The sequence below is a fragment of the Ruminococcus sp. RTP21359st1_H3_RTP21359_211015 genome (assembly GCF_040909065.1).
GTDB lineage: Bacteria > Bacillota > Clostridia > Oscillospirales > Ruminococcaceae > Hominimerdicola > Hominimerdicola aceti.
On the sequence record NZ_JBDGDD010000022.1, the window covers coordinates 19,221 to 39,046 of the forward strand.

The following is a 19,826-nucleotide window of genomic DNA, read 5'->3' on the forward strand; positions in this document are numbered from 1 at the left end:
AACAGAGCGGCACTATCTGCACCGCTCTGTTCGCTATATTATAATGTATTACTGCTTAACGTTTCCCATAATGATACCACGTCCGTCAGTGCCTACATAAACTCTGCCGTATACCTTAGGGTCGCCGCTGATTATCTTTCTAACGTTGCCCCACTTCTGTGTGTCATCATTGATACGCTTCCATGTTACGCCCTTGTCGGTGGACTGGTAGATTCCGTAGCCGTCGCCGTTTGCCTCGCCCATCATGTAGAGTGCCATATAGTCGCCGTCTTTTTCAGCCTTACCAAGACCAATAGCATCGCACAGTGTAACGTCCTGAGATGTAGGAGCGAGAGTGCCTGTTGATGAGTCAAGATAGTAAACTCCGCCCGCACCTACAGGTATCCAAAGGTCGCCCTCTTTATCAGGACAAGCTTTTATTGATGTTGCTGAAACGAGCATATTTGCGATAGGGCTGAAAGTCTTTCCACCGTCTGTACTCATATAGAACGTTCCGTCATATGTGCCGTAGAACTTATCAGGATTTACCTTATCTGTTTCAATAACTGCACCGGCAGGAAGTCCCTCGCAGGTAGTCCATGTTTTGCCAAAGTCGCTTGTTACTGCCGCAGCAACGCCTGTTGTGCCGCTCTGATAGAAAATGGTCTTGCCGTCAGCGGAAAGCTTAGCTGTGCCGCCTGCTTTCTTCTCAACACCCTCCGGGAGTGTTTCCACTGCCTGCCATGTTTCGGCTGCGTCTGTCGAATAGTAAACTGAGCCGTCACCGTCGCTGGTTGCTCTTACTACTATCTTATAATCCTGTGCCGCACAGTCGATAGAAGTTGCCTTAAAGTCGCCGTAATGCTCCTGAGGAGCTTTTGTTACATCATCATGACGGAAGCCGTAAAGGTCACCCATTGTGGAATAAAGTTCAGGAGTACCCTCGCCATTATCGAGAGGTGAAACGAAGTCAAAGATAGCTGTCATTTCAATGCCCATTGCCTTTACGCTTATGTCAACAGGCTCGTCCTTTATCTTTGAAAGATTTGATGTGCCGAAAATAGTTGCACCTGTTGTGTAAAGAACTTCATCTGGGTTGAACGGGTTGATAGCAACACCTGTCATCCACCAGCCCGGCTTGAGCTGTCCCTGCCAATCCAACCAAGGAGCATTGCTTATATCGAGATTAAAGTTGTTTACCTCTTTGCCGTTCTCGTCACTGCCCCAAATGCCGTTCCAAGTTTCGCCTCCGTCATAGGAAACGAAAAGATTGTCGAAATATGCCCAAAGGTCAAGAGTTGTGCATACTATCATGTTAGGGTCGTTAGGGTTTACTGAGATACCATTGTAACCGCAAGTATAAGATCTCTCAGGAGTTATCTCTGTCCACTCGCCTGTTTTAAGGTTATACTTCTGAACTGCTCCGTCAGAAGCACCGTTTGGTCCTACCTTATACGACCATGTTGAATAGAGGTATCCGTCAGAAGATATCTCGCCCTGACAAGGCTTGAGCTTCTCGGTCTTGTCGCCTGTAGCCTCAGACTTTGGATTAGGGATAGCTGTCCAGGTTTCGCCTGCGTCATCAGAACGATAGAGATAATCCCCCTGTGTTCCTGCTGAGCCAACGATTATTGTCTTTGTTGCCTGACCCTTTTCAGAGCTTGATTTATCGAATGCCACGAATGTAAGTCCGATAGAATATCCGTCTTCAGTATATCCGCCCTTTGTAGGGAATGAAGTGACCTCGTTCCATGTTGCGCCATAGTCTGTGGACTTCCAAAGTCCGTCAGCTCTTGAGCCGAAGTAAAGTATTGAGTTATCGTTAGGGTCTACCTGAAGTCTTTCACCGCAGCCTCTTCCGACCTCGTTACCGCCCATGCCGAAAGGCATTTCGCAGATAGTCCAGTTCTTGCCGTAATCGTCAGAAGCAAATATTGCACCGTTGTTTGTGGAGTATGTACCAGCCGCAAGATAAACTCTGTTTGGCTCAACAGGGTCAGTTGCAAGGCTCTCTGTTCCGTTATAGTTCCAATCGTCGCCACCAAAGCAATCTGTTATGCACTCCCAGCGCTGAGTATCCTTATTATACTTATAAGCGCCGCCCATATCTGTTCTGGCGTAGATAAGCCCCTCCTCAGTAGGGTTATAGATGACGTCAGGGATAAAACCACCGTCAACTATCTCGACATTTCCCCACTCCCAGCCAGTGTCAACAGGCTGAGCGTTGTAATACTCCTTCTTAGCGTCGCCCTTGCTGTCAGAGCCGCTGGAGGAATCGTTCTTTTTTGAGCAGCCTGCGAAAGCTGTCACTGTAAGGGCGGCGGCACAAGCCACTGCCATTAGCTTTTTTAACCTCATAAAAATTCTCCTTATAAGTTGTATTCGTTTACATCTCTGTGTTATTTAAAGGCGGAAGAGCTCCGCCTTTAAAATTTGAACTTATTTTACAACTATTGTACTACAATATCTTCAAATTGTCAATAGTCTTTTGTGTATTTATCTAAACTTACCACAACTTTGATAAACGCTTTGCTCTTACACCTTTATAAAATGAAGAATCTTTGAGCAGAAGTCGCCATAAAGTCCGTCACCATTCCACATCTTTGCGATATTGATGCCTGCGTTCATGAGTGCCGCACCTGATATCTTTTTGTCAGGATCATTCTCCTCATAATAGTAAGCGTCAGCTTCAAGACCTTTGAGCTTGATACGTCTTGATCTTTCGTTTGGTCTGCCAAGCACCTGAACGAATTCAAAGAGTGCTTCGCTCTTGTCCTTTGCAACGAACTCCCAAGCGTCCCAGGTGTTGTCCTCGAACATATTGCCTATTCTGTAGTGGTCGCCTGTTCTTACAAGCTTGTTGAACTTGTTGAACTCCTCTATCTGTGCAGGGATAGCGTCCCTGTCCTCCTGCGGTATCCTTGTTACATCAAGCTCATAGCCGAACGTACCCACCATAGCAACGTGACCTCTTGTCTTAAAAGGAGTGTTTCTGCCAACAGTATGGTTAGGGCAATCGGAAACGTGCGCACCCATTGCTGAGCATGGATAGCACATTGAAGTGCCGTGCTGTATCTTCAGTCTTTCGATAGCGTCTGTATCGTCAGAGCACCATATCTGTGGGCTGTAGTAAAGCATACCAGGATCAAATCTTGCTCCGCCGCCTGAGCAGTTCTCCAGCAGGATATGAGGATAATCTGTTGTAAGTCTGTCCATAAGGTCATAAACACCGAGAACATATCTATGCCAAAGCTCTCTCTGTCTTTCAGCAGGCAGGGTAGCCGAGCCGACCTCTGTAAGCTGTCTGTTCATATCCCACTTGATGTACTCGATATTCGCACTGTCGAGAATCTTCTTCATCATGCCGTAAACATGATCTCTGACTTCCTTTCTCGAATAGTCAAGAACATACTGCTCTCTGCAAAGCGTCAGAGGTCTGCCCTTTATCTGGATAGCCCAGTCTGGGTGAGCCTTATAAAGTTCAGAGTCAGGGGATATCATTTCAGGCTCGAACCAAATGCCGAACTTCATGCCAAGCTTATTTACCTCGTCAACAAGATATTTAAGACCGCCCTTGAGCTTCTTCTCATAAACGAACCAATCGCCCAGTGATGAGTTATCAGAATCTCTATGACCGAACCAGCCGTCGTCCATAACAAGCATTTCTATACCAAGCTTTGAAGCTTCCTTTGCGATATCTATAAGCTTGTCAGTATCGAAATTAAAGTAAGTAGCTTCCCAGTTGTTAATGAGTATCGGACGTCTTTTATCCTTATACTCGCCTCTGATAAGGTTGTTTCTATAGAGGTCATGGAAAGTTCTTGACATTTTGCCTATACCCTCGTCAGAGTGCACCATTACTACCTCAGGGCAGGTGAAGCTTTCGCCCTTTTCCAAAAGCCACTGGAAGTCAAGAGGATTTATACCCATAAGGAAACGAGTTTTCTTATGCTGAGTAACTTCTGCCTGAGCATAGAAGTTTCCAGAGTAAACAAAGTTGAAACCGAAAACCTCGCCCTTATCCTCGTCAGCGTTATTGTCGCAAAGAGCAACGAACGGATTGTTCTGATGTGATGATTCGCCCTTGCAGGAATCAACAAGCTGTTTAGCATGGTGAAGTCTGCATCTTTCAACAGCTCTTTCTCTAGCCCATGAGCCGTTGAGTGTAATCATATCCATTTTGTCAGTATCGAAATCAACGCAAGCTGAAAGGGCTCTTGTTATCTTAAACGGCTTTTCGCTCTTGTTTGTGATAACAGCGGAACGTGTGATAACGTCAAGCTTATCGAAAGCTGTGTAGATAAGAACAACTTCGATATCGGCATACTTATCATACATTGTTATCTCGAGAGTTGAACAACCGCTTTCCTCAGTAGCGAAAGTAGCAGGCAGACCCTCAAGCTTTGGCTTGCCCTCATACATTTTATGAGAAACATATCTCAGGTCGCAGGTCGACATACCGTTAGCGTCCATTATTTTGAAAGCAGACTCTCTGTAGTCGCCAAGGCCGAAGCATGGATATTCAAAAGGCAGTGTATCCATAAAGCTTGCTCTGTCACGGTCGTTAGTGGCAGGTGTGAAAGGGCTTTCGTCAAGACGGAGAAGATAAGTCAGATCCTCGTCAGGGACTTTATTTCCATAGTAAACGTGAGCGAGGTAGCCCTCCTCGCAGACCTTCATCATATAGTCTGTATTATTGGCTCTCAGCTTGAAAGCCTTATCTTTTTCGTTATAAAAGATATTGATAATTATCACTCCTTGCAAAAATCTGAACCTTACGGCTCAATTGATATTATAACACATAGAAAAAATAATGCAACAGGGTAAAACGATTACTTTAAAAATTATTTTGTTAATTTTTCTTGATAATGCAAATATTTGAACACGGTTGGTTCAAATTGTGGGAATATATAAAAAAGGGACTTATGCATTTAGCACAAGTCCCTTAAAAATTCAATATTTATCTGTTATCAGATTAGTTGCCGTACTTAGCAGTGCTGATCTTGATACCAGGGCCCATTGTAGAAGCTACAACTACGCTCTTAAGGTACTGACCCTTAGCAGCAGCTGGCTTAGCCTTTACAACAGCGTTGATAAGTGTGTTGAAGTTCTGCTCGAGCTTCTCAACACCGAATGAAGCCTTACCGATAGGGCAGTGAATGATGTTTGTCTTATCAAGACGATACTCGATCTTACCAGCCTTAGCCTCTGTAACAGCCTTAGCTACGTCAGGAGTAACAGTTCCTGCCTTTGGGTTTGGCATAAGTCCTCTAGGTCCGAGGATCTTACCAAGACGTCCTACAACACCCATCATGTCAGGTGAAGCAACTACAACGTCGAAATCCATCCAGTTTTCCTTTGTGATCTTCTCAACGAGATCCATGCCGCCAACATAGTCAGCGCCTGCTGCCTTAGCAGCCTCGTACTTGTCTTCCTTACAGAATACGCAAACTCTTACAGTCTTACCAGTTCCGTTTGGAAGTACAACAGCACCTCTTACCTGCTGATCAGCGTGTCTTGAGTCAACGCCCAGACGAATGTGAAGCTCGATAGTTTCATCGAACTTTGCCTTAGCACCCTTAGCTGCAAGTTCCAGAGCCTCAGGAGCGTCATATTGCTTAGCCTTGTCGATAGCCTTGAAGCTGTCAACATACTTCTTGCCATGTTTCATTAATATTTCCTCCTCATTAAGTGGTAATACCGACAGTGGATATCTAGTCGGTTAGCGGAAAATTCCTCCCACCATTGCCGTGCATGAATGCACAGTACGATTGATTAGTCCTCAACTACAACGCCCATTGAACGGCATGTACCAGCGATCATGCTCATAGCACTCTCGATGTTTGCTGCGTTCAGGTCAGGCATCTTCTGCTCAGCGATCTTCTGAAGCTGCTCTTTTGTGATAGTTGCGACCTTAGTCTTGTTAGGAACACCGGAACCTGACTCGATCTTGCAAGCCTTCTTGATGAGAACTGCTGCCGGAGGAGTCTTGGTGATGAATGTGAATGATCTGTCTGCGTAAACTGTGATAACAACAGGAATGATAAGACCGATATCGTTCTTAGTTCTCTCGTTAAAATCCTTTGTGAACGCCATGATGTTTACACCGTGCTGACCAAGAGCTGGACCAACCGGTGGTGCAGGAGTTGCCTTTCCTGCTGGAATCTGAAGCTTAATATAGCCTACTACCTTCTGTGCCATTTGTTCGCACCTCCATAATTAAGTGGTAAGGCGAGCGCCATACGCTCTCCCACGTTTCCGGAAGCCGTATATCCGAACCGTCATTGACGGCTTTGCTTCCATTTTCACGAATGTTTGCGGAGTTTTACCGCCTTTTTCCTTATTCCTCAGACTTTATCTGTGTCAGCGGCATAGTAACAGTTGTTTCTCTGCCCAGCATAGATACTCTGACGTCTGCCGTCTGTGCTTCCATATCGAATTTCTCCACAACTCCTGTGAAGCCCTCGAATGAGCCTGCTGTTACAACGACGTTGTCGCCTTCCTTGAAGCCGACCTGAACGTTAGCGCTTCTCTGTGTGTCAACACCCAGTGCAGCGACCTCTTTATCGGTCAGCGGAACAGGCTTTGACGCAGGACCAACGAAGCCCGTAACGCCTCTGGTATTTCTAACGATATACCATGAATCGTCTGTAAGCACCATTTTTACAAGCACATAGCTTGGAAAAAGCTTTCTGTCGCCCTTGTCGATCTTATTGCCCTTTACTTCGGTAACTTCCTCCATTGGGATCATTACCTCAGGGATCAGATCCTGAAGGTTTCGGTTTTCAACAACCTTTTCAATATTGCTTTTTACCTTATTCTCATAACCTGAATAAGTGTGAACAACATACCACTTTGCTTCTTCTGACATGTTTCTTACCTCCATATTGATGTTGTCAAAACCGCTGTGACGGCTTAACCGCCGATTTTAAGGATAGCCTTGATAGCTGCACCCAGACCTGAATCAACTCCGAAAAGGAACAGAGCCATAACGACCATTACCGAGAGAACAACTCCCGTATTCTTAGTCACCTGCTGTCTTGTAGGCCAAACGACCTTTTTCATTTCAGCTTTAAGCTCTCTGAAATATTTTCTTATTCCGCCCTTTTTCTTCTGATCCTTGCCGGTATCCTTTTTTGAAGACTTAGTAACATCTGTTTTTTTAGCCATTAGAAATAGCTCCTTTCAATATTACTTAGTCTCTTTGTGAAGAGTGTGTTTCTTACAGAACTTGCAATACTTGTTCATTTCAAGTCTGTCAGGGTCATTCTTCTTGTTCTTCTTAGTGTTGTAGTTTCTCTGCTTACACTCAGTACAAGCAAGTGTAATTTTTACTCTCATTTCGGCACCTCCTGACGAAATTTATACCCCGCAAGAACATTCAGGGTACGTCTGCCTCCCTCATACGTTTTCACGCAAGCTGTCACACAGCCCTGAGGTAACTTATGCTTTTTTACGCTCAAAAAAAGAGTGCAAAAAAATAGACCTCATAAAGAGGTACTACAATTATAACATCTGTGTTCTTCTTTGTCAATCATTTGTCAAAGAATTTTATTAATTTTTTGTAAACTTTTTCTTTGTTTGAAGTGAGGAATGAGGAGTGAGGAATGAGGAATTATGGTATCGCCTTGCGGCGATGATTATTTTTCTTCGGGCAAATTTGCCATGCCGCAAAATCGCTACGCTCTTTGCGGATTTACATTTACTTAGGGATAGGGTAGGCGGTGCAGATTTTTGCTCCGATATTACCTTTATTTGATATCAGACTTTTGCGTGCTTTTTCTAATTAAATCTGCACCGCTTGGTCGGCTTACGCCGATTGAGGCTTTGCCTCAAACTCCACAAGGGACTCTGTCCCTTGACCCTGCAAGCCCTCTAACGCCGGGCTTGAGCCTGCGTTTTATCTCTCGCTACGCTCGGTGCTGGGGCACAGCTCTGGTCAGCTATGCCCATTCCTCATTCCTAATTCCTCATTCCTCATTAAACCGGAAACTCCCCATTCTCCACGGTCGCATCAGCGATCTCTCTCATCTCGTCCCAGTCATGCGAGTAATGGTCATTCAAGCAAGCCACAGCAAAGAACCCACCTGCTTTCGCTCCCTTTATGCCCTCAACGATATCCTCATAAACCACGCAAACCTTTGCTTCAAGCCCCAGTTTTTCAGCCGCCAGTTCATAAACATCAGGAAAGCCTTTTCCCCTCTCCACCTGCTCTGTAGACACGAAGCAATCAAATTGACCCAAAATGCCGTTTCTCTTTAGCACAGGCTTATAAAGCTCCTCAGTTGAAGCGGTCGCCAATGCTATCTTCCTGCCCTGTTCCTTAAGCTTTCGCACATACTCCCCTGCGTTTCCGCAAAGCTCGATAACGTTCGTATACTCATACACCGCCATATCGAACCATTCTTTCATTATATCCTGAATGTTCTCACCCAGAGAAAATCTATCGTTTGTATAAACAGCCGCCTGCTCGAAATTCATTGCAGACACCTGCTTGAAATAGTCCTCAGGCACTTTTATCCCACGCTTGCCGAGAAATTCCTCGTCTATCTTTGACCAAACGTGATTTGATCTTGTCAGAGTGCCGTCCAAGTCGAAAATGTGTCCCTTAAAATCTTTTATGTCCATTGTAATGTCCTTTCAGAAGTATTCATCAGAGAGCCTGAAGCCCTCGCCTATTATCTCGCTCACGTCACCCACAAGCACGAAAGCCTTTTCGTCAGTTTCCGATGCTATTCTGCGAACGTCCGTTATCCTGCGTTTTCTCACTGCGCAAAGTATAAGATCTCTGTCCTCTCCCGTGTATCCCGTTCGGGCTTTTATGACCGTACACCCCAAGTTGCCCTCATTAAGAAGCCTATGGAGTATTTTATCTGCGGCAGGGCTTATTATCAGCGCAAGCTTTCCTCTGTCGCCGCCGTAGAGTATCATATCCAGTGTTTTTGAGAACACCCACAGGGTAAAGAACGAATACAGTGCATTGTCGATACTGCCGAAAACAAAACCGCTGAGCACACATATCACACCGTCTGCAAGCATAAAGATCTGACCTGCCGCCATGTAGGGCTTTTTCCTTTTGATAAGCTTAGCGGCGATATCAGTTCCGCCTGTTGTTCCCCCTGAGCGAAAAACTATCCCACAGCCTGCACCCAACAGAATACCGCCTGCTATTGCGCTGAGAAAAATATCATTTGTGAGTGGTGTAAAAAGCGTACACATATCCGCAGTCAGACCCGAAACTGCAATAGCTACAACAGTTCCCAAAAGGAAACGCCAGCCGAACACATAAAGGCTAACCGCCAACAAAGGAAGATTTATCGCCATTGTAAGCGAGCCGACACCAAGAGGCAGAAATCTTGACAACATGACAGCAAGCCCCGAAGCACCTCCGGGGGCAATTTCGTTAGGGCTTAAAACCAGCCCCACGCTCACGCCATATATGACCGCACCGAGAAGCAAGAGAGGATAGTCCACTCTGGCCTTTGCGGACTTTTCTGCCGAAAACAATTTATTCAGAAGTATCATAAAAGCCCTCCAAGCTATGCAAAAGCAAAGATAGGCTTATTTTTCCCCTGATACCTCGTAAAATACATTTTTACAAAAGAGGCGCAATGGTCCTGAGAATGACCGACATGAACCTTGACCAGAAGCTGCGGTTATTTATATCGTCATGTGTTATTCTATGACAGCGGTTTTCAAACATATCGTCAAAGTCCGCTTTTATATCCTTTATACAACTTGTTTTGTACATATAAGTTGCACACTCAAAATGGAGATACAAACTTCTGTAGTCGAGATTTATCGTACCCACCACGGCCGACTTATCGTCCGAGAGGAACATTTTGGCGTGGTTAAAGCCGCCTTTATACTCATAGACTTTCACACCCAGCGTTTCAAGATCTCTGTAGAAAGACCTTGTTATAACGCTCACATACCATTTATCAGGTATCTCAGGAGTGATTATCCTAACATCAACACCGCTTTTTGCCGCATAGCCCAGGACGGTGAGCATTTCGTTGTCAGGAATAAGATACGGGGTAGAGATATAGATATAATCCTTGGCATTGTTTATCATATCCATATAGACAAGCTCGCCCACATTCTCGTCATCGAGAGGGGAGTCACCATAAGGGATAACATAGCCGTTGTTCACAACGTTTTTTACAGTTGGGCGGTACATATTATACTCAGTTTTATCACCTGAGATGACCTCCCACATTTGCAGAAACATCATGGTAAAATTCCAAACGCCATCTCCCTTTAGCATAACAGCGGTATCTTTCCAATGGCCGAAACGCTCCTTGCGGTTTATATACTCGTCGGCGATATTAACGCCCCCGTTGAAAGCCACGTTGCCGTCTATAACGAGAATTTTTCTATGGTCACGATTATTCTGTATAGTAGAAAGCATAGGGCGGAAAGGATTGAAAACAAGGCATTTTACCCCTTGGTCGGTAAGCTTTTTCTTATATCTGAAAGGCAAAGTGAACTGAGAGCCCATGCCGTCATAGAGCAGTCTTACCTCCACGCCCGCCTTAGCTTTTTCAAGAAGTATCTTAACTATCTCACGCCACATTTCGCCGTCGTCGATAATAAAATACTCCATAAAGATAAACTCCTGAGCTTTCTGAAGCTCCTCAAGCATAGCCTTATACTTATCTTCGCCAAGGGGAAAATAAGTGACCTCCGTATTACCGCAGACAGGGTAGCCACCCGACTTATCCACATAGTTTGCAAGCTTATAAAAGTCAGGCTCACTTTCATGGAGATAGCTCATTATCTGTTCATTTGTTTTAAGGAAAGGTCTTGTATTGGCGGATTTCTTAGCATAAAGGTTTCTGACCTTTCTTGTTGAAAACTGATTTTTGAGTAATATATAAAGCACCACCGTAAAGATAGGCACGATAACAAGGGGTACTATCCACGCCAATTTATAGGCAGGGTTCTCGCTGCTGTTAAGGATATAGATAGCAAGCACGATAGCCACAGTAGAAAAAACGATATGCAGATAGGCATAATGCACAGCGAAGCTTTGGAAGATGATAAAAATGAAAATAAGCTGCAATGCAAGAAGCAGGATAATAGTGGTTTTCTGTGAGAATATCATATTTATAAGTTTTTTCGGTTTTTTCTTTTGTATTTTTTCGCTTATCTTTTCCGCCACATTATCCGCCTGCCTTTCTGAAAATAGTGATACACAACTGATTATAACATTTATTTTTGATTTTTGCAATACGCAAAAATGCAGTTAATCCGCCCTGATTTCACGAATTTCTGTGACAATGACACAACTTTTGTTATCTTATTGTTGACAACAATTTGCGAAACAACGCACGAACAATGTAGGGGAGCAGCGCATTTCTGCTTTGTAGAAATGCGACGTCCCGCTTGTGTTCGCCTGCTCAATCCTACGATATCCGTACAACATTTGGCACATTGTTTCAAAACATTGTCTGCTTCTTATATTTAGTGACAAATTGAAACCACACCGCTCCGAACGGGACGTCGAGGGCGCCGTCCCCTACAATTCTAAACATAACGCCACATAAATACACACAAAAAAAACAGGCAGACGGCTTTCCGGAGCAAGCCGTTCCCACAGCCGCTAAAAAACCATCTGCCTTATTATTTTTGCTAAAATTTCCAACAGCTATTCAGTATAGCCAAAGGCAAGCACTTCTCCTTGTTTGTCCTCATCGCCTGCCGCCATTGATATTTCAACGGTATAGTTAGTTGCTTCAGGCATCATGGCGATATTCTGTATCTGAGCATTTCCCCAGCCTGACGGACTTATGGTATCGTAATCGCTTTCGTCATACACCTCTCCGTCTGCTGTCACCTTAACATGAAGCTTGCCGAACTCGCCCTGCTTCACCTCTTTGTATATCATGTACAAGAATTTTTTGTCCTTGAACTCGAATACGATAGGGCTGTTATCCCCGGTGTTGTCGTAAGTCCAGCCATTTGTGAAGCTTGCGATAGTAGAGCCTTCCTTCCAACTTCCAAGGCTTGTTGGCGTAAGGCTGTCGCCCTCATACATATGAGCGTCCACCTCTCGTGGAGAGAAAACAGTGTCTGTCGGCATAACATAATCGCCCTCTGGCGCAACGTCCATAACAGTGTCAAAATAGTAGTCCACCATTGAAGCCACAAGCTTGTGACCCTCAGTGTTAGGGTGTGACTGATCGTCAGAGAAATCTTTCCAAGTCATTCTGTTGTTTGCGAAAAGATATCTTAGTGCGTCACAGTATGATATCATCGGCAGGTGATAAAACTCGCCTATCTGCTTCATATAATCCTGAGCAGAATGGTCGTTTTCTGTCACCGAGAACAGCAGAACAGGAGTGATATTCTTCTGCAAAAGCGTTCTGACTATGGACTCGTAAGCGTTCTGATAGTCAGTCTCAGTGCCGTCATTTACTGCAAATTCGATAAAGCATATGTCAGGCTCATAAGCCAGCACATCTCTGTCGAGCCTGAGTATTCCAAGCTTAGACGGCGTACCGCTAAGACCTGCGTTTACATACTGAACGTTATCCCCCGTACCGAATTTCTGTGCAAAATAATCATAAGTGAGCTTAGCATAACAGCCCTCTGCACCGGCAGAAATACCCTCAGTGATAGAGCCGCCAAGATACGCCACAGTGACCTTTTCGCCCGACTGTGCTTTCTTTATAACACTCTGCATCATAGAAGTGTTGCCGTATGACACCATAGCCTTGTCATACATAGCCTGCGTCCACTCCTCGTCAGTTTCAGGCATTTTTTCGACCTGCGAGCTTGAAGACTCCGCTTTGCTTTCAGCCTTTGAGCTGTCCGCATTATTTCCGCAGCCTGCAAAAGCCGCTCCGCACATAGCAACACTCACAAGCACTGCCAACAATTTTTTTGTATCCATTATTTGTACCTTTCTAATCTATGATAACGAAATCGGTTTCACACCGCATATAACACAAAAAGTACGGACAAAGCCGTACTTTTTGGTTATATCAATATGATAAAAATTCTTATTAGTTAAGAACTGCCTTCTCAGTTTCCTTATCGAAGATATGGATTCTGTTAGGATCGATAGCGACCTTAAGCTCATCCTGTGGACGAACGTCAGAACGAGGTGAAACTCTAGCTGTGAGCTGGATACCCTCGCAGTTGAGGTACAGATATGTTTCAGCACCCATCATTTCAGTTACTTCAACAGTTGTGTTGATAACGCCTGTTGTAGCCTGAGCGAGGAATGCAGGCTCATCGTGGATACACTCTGGACGAACACCAAGAACAACTTCCTGATCAACCAGTGGCTCAAGAACTTCAGGATCTACCTTAGACTCTGGAACTGTTACCTGATACTTAACGCCTCTTGTTGTCTTTGTATCCTCAGAACCGAACTCAACAACATACTTGCCGTCTACCTTGAGAAGCTTAGCGTCGATGAAGTTCATCTGTGGTGAACCAATGAATCCTGCAACGAACTGGTTTACTGGATCGTTGTAAAGATTTGTTGGTGTGTCGATCTGCTGGATGTAACCGTCCTTCATAACTACGATACGGTCACCCATTGTCATAGCCTCTGTCTGGTCATGAGTTACATAGATGAATGTAGTACCGAGCTTCTTATGGAGCTTAGAGATCTCAGTTCTCATCTGTGCTCTCAGTTTAGCATCGAGGTTTGAAAGAGGCTCGTCAAGAAGGAATACCTGTGGCTCACGAACGATAGCTCTACCGAGGGCTACACGCTGTCTTTGACCACCGGAGAGAGCCTTTGGCTTTCTGTCAAGAAGGTGAGCGATGTCAAGTATTCTTGCTGCTTCCTCTACCTTTCTTGCGATCTCATCCTTTGGTACCTTTCTGAGCTTCAGACCGAATGCCATGTTCTCAAATACTGTCATGTGAGGATACAGAGCGTAGTTCTGGAATACCATTGCGATATCTCTATCCTTAGGAGCGATGTCGTTTACAAGTCTGTCGCCGATGTAAAGTTCACCTTCACTGATCTCTTCAAGACCTGCGATCATTCTAAGTGTTGTAGACTTACCACAACCAGAAGGACCTACGAGGATGATAAACTCCTTATCCTTGATCTCAATGTTGAAGTCTGAAACAGCGATAACGCCGCCTGCATACTTCTTATAAATTTCCCTTAATGATACACTTGCCATTAAAAAAGGACCTCCCTATTTGAATTTTACTAATATCCTAATTAGCTATGCTTTTATCATAACAAATTTTTAACATACCCGCAAGAGTTTTTTTTACTAAACTTTATTATATCTCATTATGAATATTGACGAAAATTCACATATAATAGGTAATTACTTACATTTAAACGATTTCGTTGTCAATAATCTTTCAACATCTTTGTGCATTATTTCTAAACAGCTTCCAAGAGGCAGATCCGGATCTAAAGGCAGTTCTCCGATCTTTATCCGCTTAAGAAAAACAACTTTATTTCCCAGCTTTTCAAACATTCTCTTGACCTGATGATACTTACCCTCATGAAGCACAACAGTACATTCATCGGGACAGTTCACACTTGCGGAAAATTCCGCAGGCAGACATTTCTCCCCGCCGTCGATAGTCATGCCCTCAGCGAACGCCTGAGCATAATTTCCCTGCCAAGGGTCACGAAGTCTGACGAAATAGGTTTTCGGAACATGGGTCTTAGGGGACAACATTCTGTGGGCGAGAGCTCCGTCATCAGTGAGAAGCACAAAGCCCTCAGTATCCTTATCGAGCCTGCCCGCAGGGAAAAGTCCCTCCCTGAACATCTCAGGAGGTACTAGCTCAAGGACAGTTTTCGACTCTCCGTCACGAGTGGAGCAAACCACACCCTGCGGCTTGTTCATCATTATGTAGACAAACTTTTTATAACATATCTCCACGCCCTTTACAGCAACAATATCGTTTTCGCTGACCTTAGCATCAGCCGCCTTGGCGACCTTTCCGTTTACAGTCACCTGACCTTTTTTGCAAAGCTCTCTCACCATGCTTCGGGAAATATCATTACGCTGTGAAGAAACAAATTTATCAAGTCTCATAGCAAAAGCCTTTCTGACAATTTTCTTATAAAGATTATAGCATACGATACCGCCAAAAGTCAAATATGCGAAAAAAAAGCTTGACCAAAAGCAAACGCCTGCAGATATGCTCCACAGGCGTTTTATTACTATTCGTATCGGTTTTTTCGACCTAGGAAGCATTGGTTTACCCTTATTCATAGTGCCGACGTTCCACGCTCAGACGCCTACTTTTTCCTCAGCCCCTGCATAAATCCGTCCAGCTCCGCTGAGCATACATCTCCTCCCACAAGCTGTCCCTCACAGACGATAAGATTAGCCCTGACCTCCTGCTTCTTATTCCCATAATTCTTCACAGCATATGTATACACCTCAGCGGTTTTCCCTTTATAGTCCTCCAAGTCAAATCCCTGCTGCTTCTGAAGCTTATTATACTTTTCATACACCTCATTGAATTCTTTCGGTATGGTCACCGCCTTGCATTCATCGTATTCGTCAGACACCTCCCAGCCCATTTCTTTCAAAAATGCCTGTCTTTGTGCTTCGCTTTTCATCTCGTACACCGCAGGCGACGATATCCTCACCACTGTCACTATTATCACCGCCAACAGTGCCAACGCCGCCAGAACCGCCCCGATCACCGCAAATGTTGGCTTTTTTACTTTTATTGTCTTGATAAACATACCCTTTTCCTCGCTTTCTGTTTTCAAAGTTTGTACATTTATATGTGTTGTCCCAAAAATTATAACTACCTGTCCGATTTTTTATTTTGTTATATAATTTTCAAAAATAATTTTTATAGCATTAATAATATTATCGTATAATAAATTTATCGGTTTGCTATGATTTATTATCACAAACTCTGTAGCACTGATATGACATTGTGCAAAATTGACAAAAATAAAAGTGAAAATTAATGTGAATTAACGATTTTGTATTTTTTTGTACAAATGTCTTTGACAATTTCAAAATATGTGGTACAATATTATTAGGTAACGCTATGCTTCTCCGCATTGCCTGCGGAGGGTACTGAAACGTTTTCTTAAATCTGCCTTTTCACGGCTGTGAAGGGGCAAGCTATTATTGCTGATGCGTTCTGCGGTCAGCCGCAGGATTGATATATGAAAGGAGCAATGAGTTTTATGTCAAAAATTATTGCAGTTACTTCCGGTAAAGGCGGAACAGGCAAATCTTCTATAAGCGCCTGTCTCGGTTATGCCCTTGCCAAGCAGGGAAACCGTACACTTATAATTGAGCTTGACTTTGGTCTGAGATGTATGGATATCATGCTTGGTATGCAGGGTAATATTACATACGATCTAGGTGACGTTCTTGAGGGTACTTGCGACGTATACAAGGCAACAACAACTGTTAAGCTTGCTTCAAACCTGAGCGTTCTCTGTGCTCCGTCCGACCCGTTCGTTCAGCTCAAGGCTGAGGATATCGAAAAGATCACACAGGAAATGAGAAAGTATTTTGAATACATAATCATTGACACCTCTGCAGGTATCAACGGGTCTGTATTTGATATAGTTACTAATTCCGACCTTATACTTATAGTTACAACTCCTGATCCTGTATGCGTAAGAGATGCGAGAATGATGTCAGATGAGTTCTATAAGAGAGGAAATCAGAAGCAAAGACTTGTTATCAACAAGGCAAACAAGAGAATATTCGAGTTTGACGAAATGGACGACCTTGACGCTATCATCGACACAGTCGGCGTTCAGCTTCTGGGTGTTATCCCTGAGGACAGCGCTATCCCTCTTGCAACAGGAAAGGGTGCGCCGCTTTCATCAAGCTCTATGGGCTTCCTTGCATTCTCTGCTATTTCAAGAAGAATAAAGGGCGAGCATATACCCCTCTCCATCAAGGTCTGAGTATATTATCAGCCGTGTGCGTGAGGATATCTGCGCATAGTGCGGCTGTTTTATATCACGAAACTTATTTGTTCATTAATATACCAATATATAAACGGGGGGTTTCCATTGAATATTGCACTTATTGCTCATGACACAAAAAAGGAACTCATGGTACAGTTCTGTATCGCCTATTGCGGTGTACTCAGCAAGCACAATCTTTGTGCCACAGGTACTACGGGAAAAATGGTAGCCGAAGCAACAGGCCTTAACGTTCAGCGTTATCTCAGTGGCTCACAGGGCGGCGACCAGCAGATCGCAGCGAGAATATCCTGCAACGAGATAGACCTGCTTCTGTTTTTCAGAGATCCTATCTCAGTGAAGCCACACGAACCTAATGATATGAATCTCCTCAGACTTTGCGATGTACACAACATTCCGGTAGCCACAAACATTGCCACTGCCGAAGCGCTTATCCACGCACTTGAGCGAGGCGATCTTGACTGGAGAGATATCGTTAATCCTACAAAGATATAATTGAAATTTCATATACAAAAGCGATGAAAGGGAGAGTATTCCGTTCTTATGTTTCAGCGAGAGCCGTTGGTGAGAGGGTTCACACAAAGGGCAGGAAGAAGGACACCTTGGAGCTTCCGTTTGTTCAAGAACGGACGTATAGCTGCGTTAAAGCGTTAGAGTGATCCGGCACGAAGATGTTCGGATAATTAGGGTGGTATCACGGTAAAAGTCGTCCCTTACTAGGGGACGGCTTTATTTTTTTATCCACCACCCGTAGGGGAGCGGCTCAATTTCTGCTTCACAGAAATGCAACGTCCCGCTTTTTCGCTCCTCACTTACTCTCGAATACCTTATCTCAGCACATCAAAAAGCAAAGGCGGTATGACAATGAAAGCCAGCCAGCTAACAAAAGAAAACATCACCCCCGAAATAGTAGACAAGCTTCTTTTCGAGGGTCTTGACTATAAAGGCGAAACTGCCGACGTTATAATAGTTCTGGGAAGCCGCAAAGCCTGCGACTATCGTGTTCCCCTTGCGGCAAAGCTTTTTCAGGAAAGAAAAGCCCCACATCTCATATTCTGCGGAGGAAAGGTGCAAAAGACTTCCCTTGGTGACATGGCAGAATATAAAGCCATGCTCATATCCGCCGAAAAATGCGGCATACCGACCTCCGCCATAACTGTGGAAACACACTCTCTTGATACCGTGGAAAATTTGCAAAACGCAGCCGAGCTTGTAAAAAAGCATTTTCCAAACTGCAAAAGCATTATTATAGTCACTACCGCATATCATATGCGCCGCGCAAAAAAGCTTGCGGAGCATTTTTTCACACAGAAAATTATCCCCTGCCCTGCCAGCCGTGGCAGTACACAGCGAAATAATTGGTCAATGACCGAAAAAGGCAGCACAACAGCACTTGACGAATGTCTTAAATTCGGTTATTATATAAAAAAGGGTTTTATTGACGATTTTGAAATTTGAAACGTTGTAATTACAGCACCAAGGCTCTTTAATGTAGTGGTGAACAGTGTTCGCCCTTTTATTAACAACGTCCCGATATCACAGCTATTTAAACGATATCGGTATTCAAAAGTTCAAGACAAAATACAGAAAGGATCGTTATTATATGGCATTGATAGTTAAAAAGCCAAAAGGCACAGAGGACATCGTTCCCTCAAAGGTCTATAAGTGGCACACTGTAGAAAAGATAGTTTCCGAAGCTGCCGAAATATACGGCTTCAAAGAAATAAGAGTACCAACTTTTGAGGAAACAGGTCTGTTCGTGCGTTCTGTTGGCGAAACAACAGACGTTGTTCAGAAAGAGATGTATTCAGTTTCCGCAGCAGGCGACTCTAAGTTCACACTCCGCCCGGAGGTAACATCAGGCGCAATGAGAGCAGTTCTTGAAAACGGCATTATGAACGAGGGTCTGCCGCAGAAGGTCTATTATATCCTCTCATGTTTCAGACACGAGAACACACAGAAAGGCAGACTCAGAGAGTTCCACCAGTTCGGCTGTGAAATGGTCGGCTCTGAAAGCCCAAGAGCAGACGCAGAGGTAATTTCACTTGCAAAAAGCGTTCTTGACAGAGCAGGGCTCAGAAACATCAAGCTCAACATCAACTCTATAGGCTGTCCAACCTGCCGTGCAGAGTATCGCAAGGCTCTGAAAGAGTATTTTGCCGCAAGAAAAGACCAGCTTTGCGAGACCTGTCGGGACAGACTTGACAAAAATCCAATGAGAATACTTGATTGTAAAATCAAACACTGTCAGGAGCTTGGCAAGGACGCCCCTGTTATCCTCGATTATCTCTGTGATGATTGCAAAGAACACTTTGAGAAGCTTCAGGAGTACCTCTCCGTAATGGGCATCGACTTTGACATCAACCCTAAGATAGTAAGAGGTCTTGACTACTATACAAGAACAGTTTTCGAGTTCATCACCGATGAAATAGGCGCACAGGGTACAGTCTGCGGCGGCGGACGTTATGACGGTCTTATCCAGCAGCTTGGCGGCAAGCCGACCCCTGCCCTCGGCTTCGGTCTGGGACTTGAAAGACTTCTCATGGTAATGGACGCTCAGGGCTGCGACTATATGGAGCCAAAGACCTGCGACCTTTATATCGTACCAATGGGTGAGGACGCCCTTAAAAAGGCAATGGGCATAGCCTCCGAGCTTAGAGAAGAGGGCTGTTTCGTAGAATATGACCTTATAGGCAAAGGACTTAACGCTCAGATGAAGTATGCAAACAAAACAGGTGCAAAGTTCGTTATGGTGCTTGGCGACAACGAGATAGAATCAGGCGTTGCAAAGCTCAAAAACATGGCAACAGGCGAGCAGACAGATATCAGGCTTGACAACACCATTGCCGAGAACTTTTCAAATGCCCTTATGGCAGATATGTTCAAGGATATCGACGCCGATATAGAGAAATTTATCGGAAAGGAGAACTAAGCA

18 protein-coding genes and 1 other annotated feature are annotated in these 19,826 nt (G+C 44.4%); of the genes, 4 read left to right on the plus strand and 14 right to left on the minus strand.

All coding sequences use genetic code 11. From position 1 onward, the window contains the following. Positions 1-48 precede the first annotated feature (48 nt). The 14 genes from AB5Z01_RS09930 to AB5Z01_RS09995 all read right to left on the minus strand — a co-directional run bounded on the left by AB5Z01_RS09930 (position 49) and on the right by AB5Z01_RS09995 (position 15,673). On the minus strand, positions 49-2,337 hold the full coding sequence (locus AB5Z01_RS09930; RefSeq protein ID WP_287214330.1) for a cellulose-binding protein: 2,289 nt from the start codon (positions 2,335-2,337) through the stop codon (positions 49-51). Positions 2,338-2,514: 177 nt separating this feature from the next. After that, the gene (locus tag AB5Z01_RS09935) at positions 2,515-4,725 is read right to left on the minus strand and encodes an alpha-galactosidase (protein WP_287214342.1); all 2,211 of its coding nucleotides are present in this window, start codon (positions 4,723-4,725) and stop codon (positions 2,515-2,517) included. A gap of 229 nt (positions 4,726-4,954) precedes the next feature. After that, positions 4,955-5,650, minus strand: coding sequence for a 50S ribosomal protein L1 (gene rplA / locus AB5Z01_RS09940; RefSeq protein WP_022287003.1), 696 nt, complete (start codon positions 5,648-5,650; stop codon positions 4,955-4,957). A 104-nt stretch (positions 5,651-5,754) separates the two neighbouring features. Next, a complete protein-coding gene (gene rplK, locus AB5Z01_RS09945) occupies positions 5,755-6,180 on the minus strand; it encodes a 50S ribosomal protein L11 (RefSeq protein WP_022287004.1) in 426 nt (141 codons plus the stop codon). A gap of 139 nt (positions 6,181-6,319) precedes the next feature. After that, the gene (gene nusG / locus AB5Z01_RS09950) at positions 6,320-6,850 is read right to left on the minus strand and encodes a transcription termination/antitermination protein NusG (RefSeq protein WP_038672647.1); all 531 of its coding nucleotides are present in this window, start codon (positions 6,848-6,850) and stop codon (positions 6,320-6,322) included. Positions 6,851-6,894: 44 nt separating this feature from the next. Further along, entirely contained in the window at positions 6,895-7,149 is a 255-nt protein-coding gene (gene secE, locus AB5Z01_RS09955; RefSeq protein ID WP_022287006.1) for a preprotein translocase subunit SecE, read from the minus strand. A gap of 21 nt (positions 7,150-7,170) precedes the next feature. Beyond that, positions 7,171-7,320 (minus strand): 50S ribosomal protein L33, encoded by a 150-nt coding sequence (gene rpmG, locus AB5Z01_RS09960; protein ID WP_002848320.1) that lies wholly within the window; start codon positions 7,318-7,320, stop codon positions 7,171-7,173. A gap of 639 nt (positions 7,321-7,959) precedes the next feature. Further along, positions 7,960-8,607 carry an HAD family phosphatase gene (locus tag AB5Z01_RS09965; RefSeq protein ID WP_330019434.1) on the minus strand — a complete coding sequence of 216 codons (648 nt, stop codon included), beginning with the start codon at positions 8,605-8,607 and terminating at the stop codon, positions 7,960-7,962. Positions 8,608-8,619: 12 nt separating this feature from the next. After that, positions 8,620-9,504 (minus strand): YitT family protein, encoded by an 885-nt coding sequence (locus AB5Z01_RS09970; protein WP_278340092.1) that lies wholly within the window; start codon positions 9,502-9,504, stop codon positions 8,620-8,622. Positions 9,505-9,574: 70 nt separating this feature from the next. Continuing rightward, positions 9,575-11,143: a cardiolipin synthase gene (gene cls, locus AB5Z01_RS09975; protein ID WP_242989467.1), complete on the minus strand. Its 1,569-nt coding sequence runs from the start codon at positions 11,141-11,143 to the stop codon at positions 9,575-9,577. A 486-nt stretch (positions 11,144-11,629) separates the two neighbouring features. Continuing rightward, positions 11,630-12,877, minus strand: a complete 1,248-nt coding sequence (locus tag AB5Z01_RS09980) for an SGNH/GDSL hydrolase family protein (protein WP_368365510.1) — start codon at positions 12,875-12,877, stop codon at positions 11,630-11,632. Between the two features lie 112 nt (positions 12,878-12,989). After that, positions 12,990-14,132: an ABC transporter ATP-binding protein gene (locus tag AB5Z01_RS09985; protein ID WP_022287011.1), complete on the minus strand. Its 1,143-nt coding sequence runs from the start codon at positions 14,130-14,132 to the stop codon at positions 12,990-12,992. A 153-nt stretch (positions 14,133-14,285) separates the two neighbouring features. Further along, positions 14,286-15,191: a pseudouridine synthase gene (locus AB5Z01_RS09990; protein WP_287214322.1), complete on the minus strand. Its 906-nt coding sequence runs from the start codon at positions 15,189-15,191 to the stop codon at positions 14,286-14,288. Positions 15,192-15,217: 26 nt separating this feature from the next. Continuing rightward, entirely contained in the window at positions 15,218-15,673 is a 456-nt protein-coding gene (locus tag AB5Z01_RS09995) for a DUF4830 domain-containing protein (RefSeq protein ID WP_117857149.1), read from the minus strand. Positions 15,674-16,132: 459 nt separating this feature from the next. Here AB5Z01_RS09995 and AB5Z01_RS10000 point away from each other — a divergent pair, with 459 nt between their 5' ends. The 4 genes from AB5Z01_RS10000 to hisS all read left to right on the plus strand — a co-directional run bounded on the left by AB5Z01_RS10000 (position 16,133) and on the right by hisS (position 19,823). Continuing rightward, entirely contained in the window at positions 16,133-16,870 is a 738-nt protein-coding gene (locus AB5Z01_RS10000; protein WP_022287014.1) for a P-loop NTPase, read from the plus strand. A 108-nt stretch (positions 16,871-16,978) separates the two neighbouring features. Then, a complete protein-coding gene (gene mgsA, locus AB5Z01_RS10005) occupies positions 16,979-17,386 on the plus strand; it encodes a methylglyoxal synthase (protein WP_022287015.1) in 408 nt (135 codons plus the stop codon). Between the two features lie 14 nt (positions 17,387-17,400). Further along, positions 17,401-17,608 (plus strand) — a binding site (T-box leader). A 147-nt stretch (positions 17,609-17,755) separates the two neighbouring features. Continuing rightward, the gene (locus tag AB5Z01_RS10010; RefSeq protein WP_287214320.1) at positions 17,756-18,349 is read left to right on the plus strand and encodes a YdcF family protein; all 594 of its coding nucleotides are present in this window, start codon (positions 17,756-17,758) and stop codon (positions 18,347-18,349) included. A gap of 145 nt (positions 18,350-18,494) precedes the next feature. Further along, positions 18,495-19,823 (plus strand): histidine--tRNA ligase, encoded by a 1,329-nt coding sequence (gene hisS, locus AB5Z01_RS10015; protein WP_278461515.1) that lies wholly within the window; start codon positions 18,495-18,497, stop codon positions 19,821-19,823. Positions 19,824-19,826: the final 3 nt, after the last annotated feature.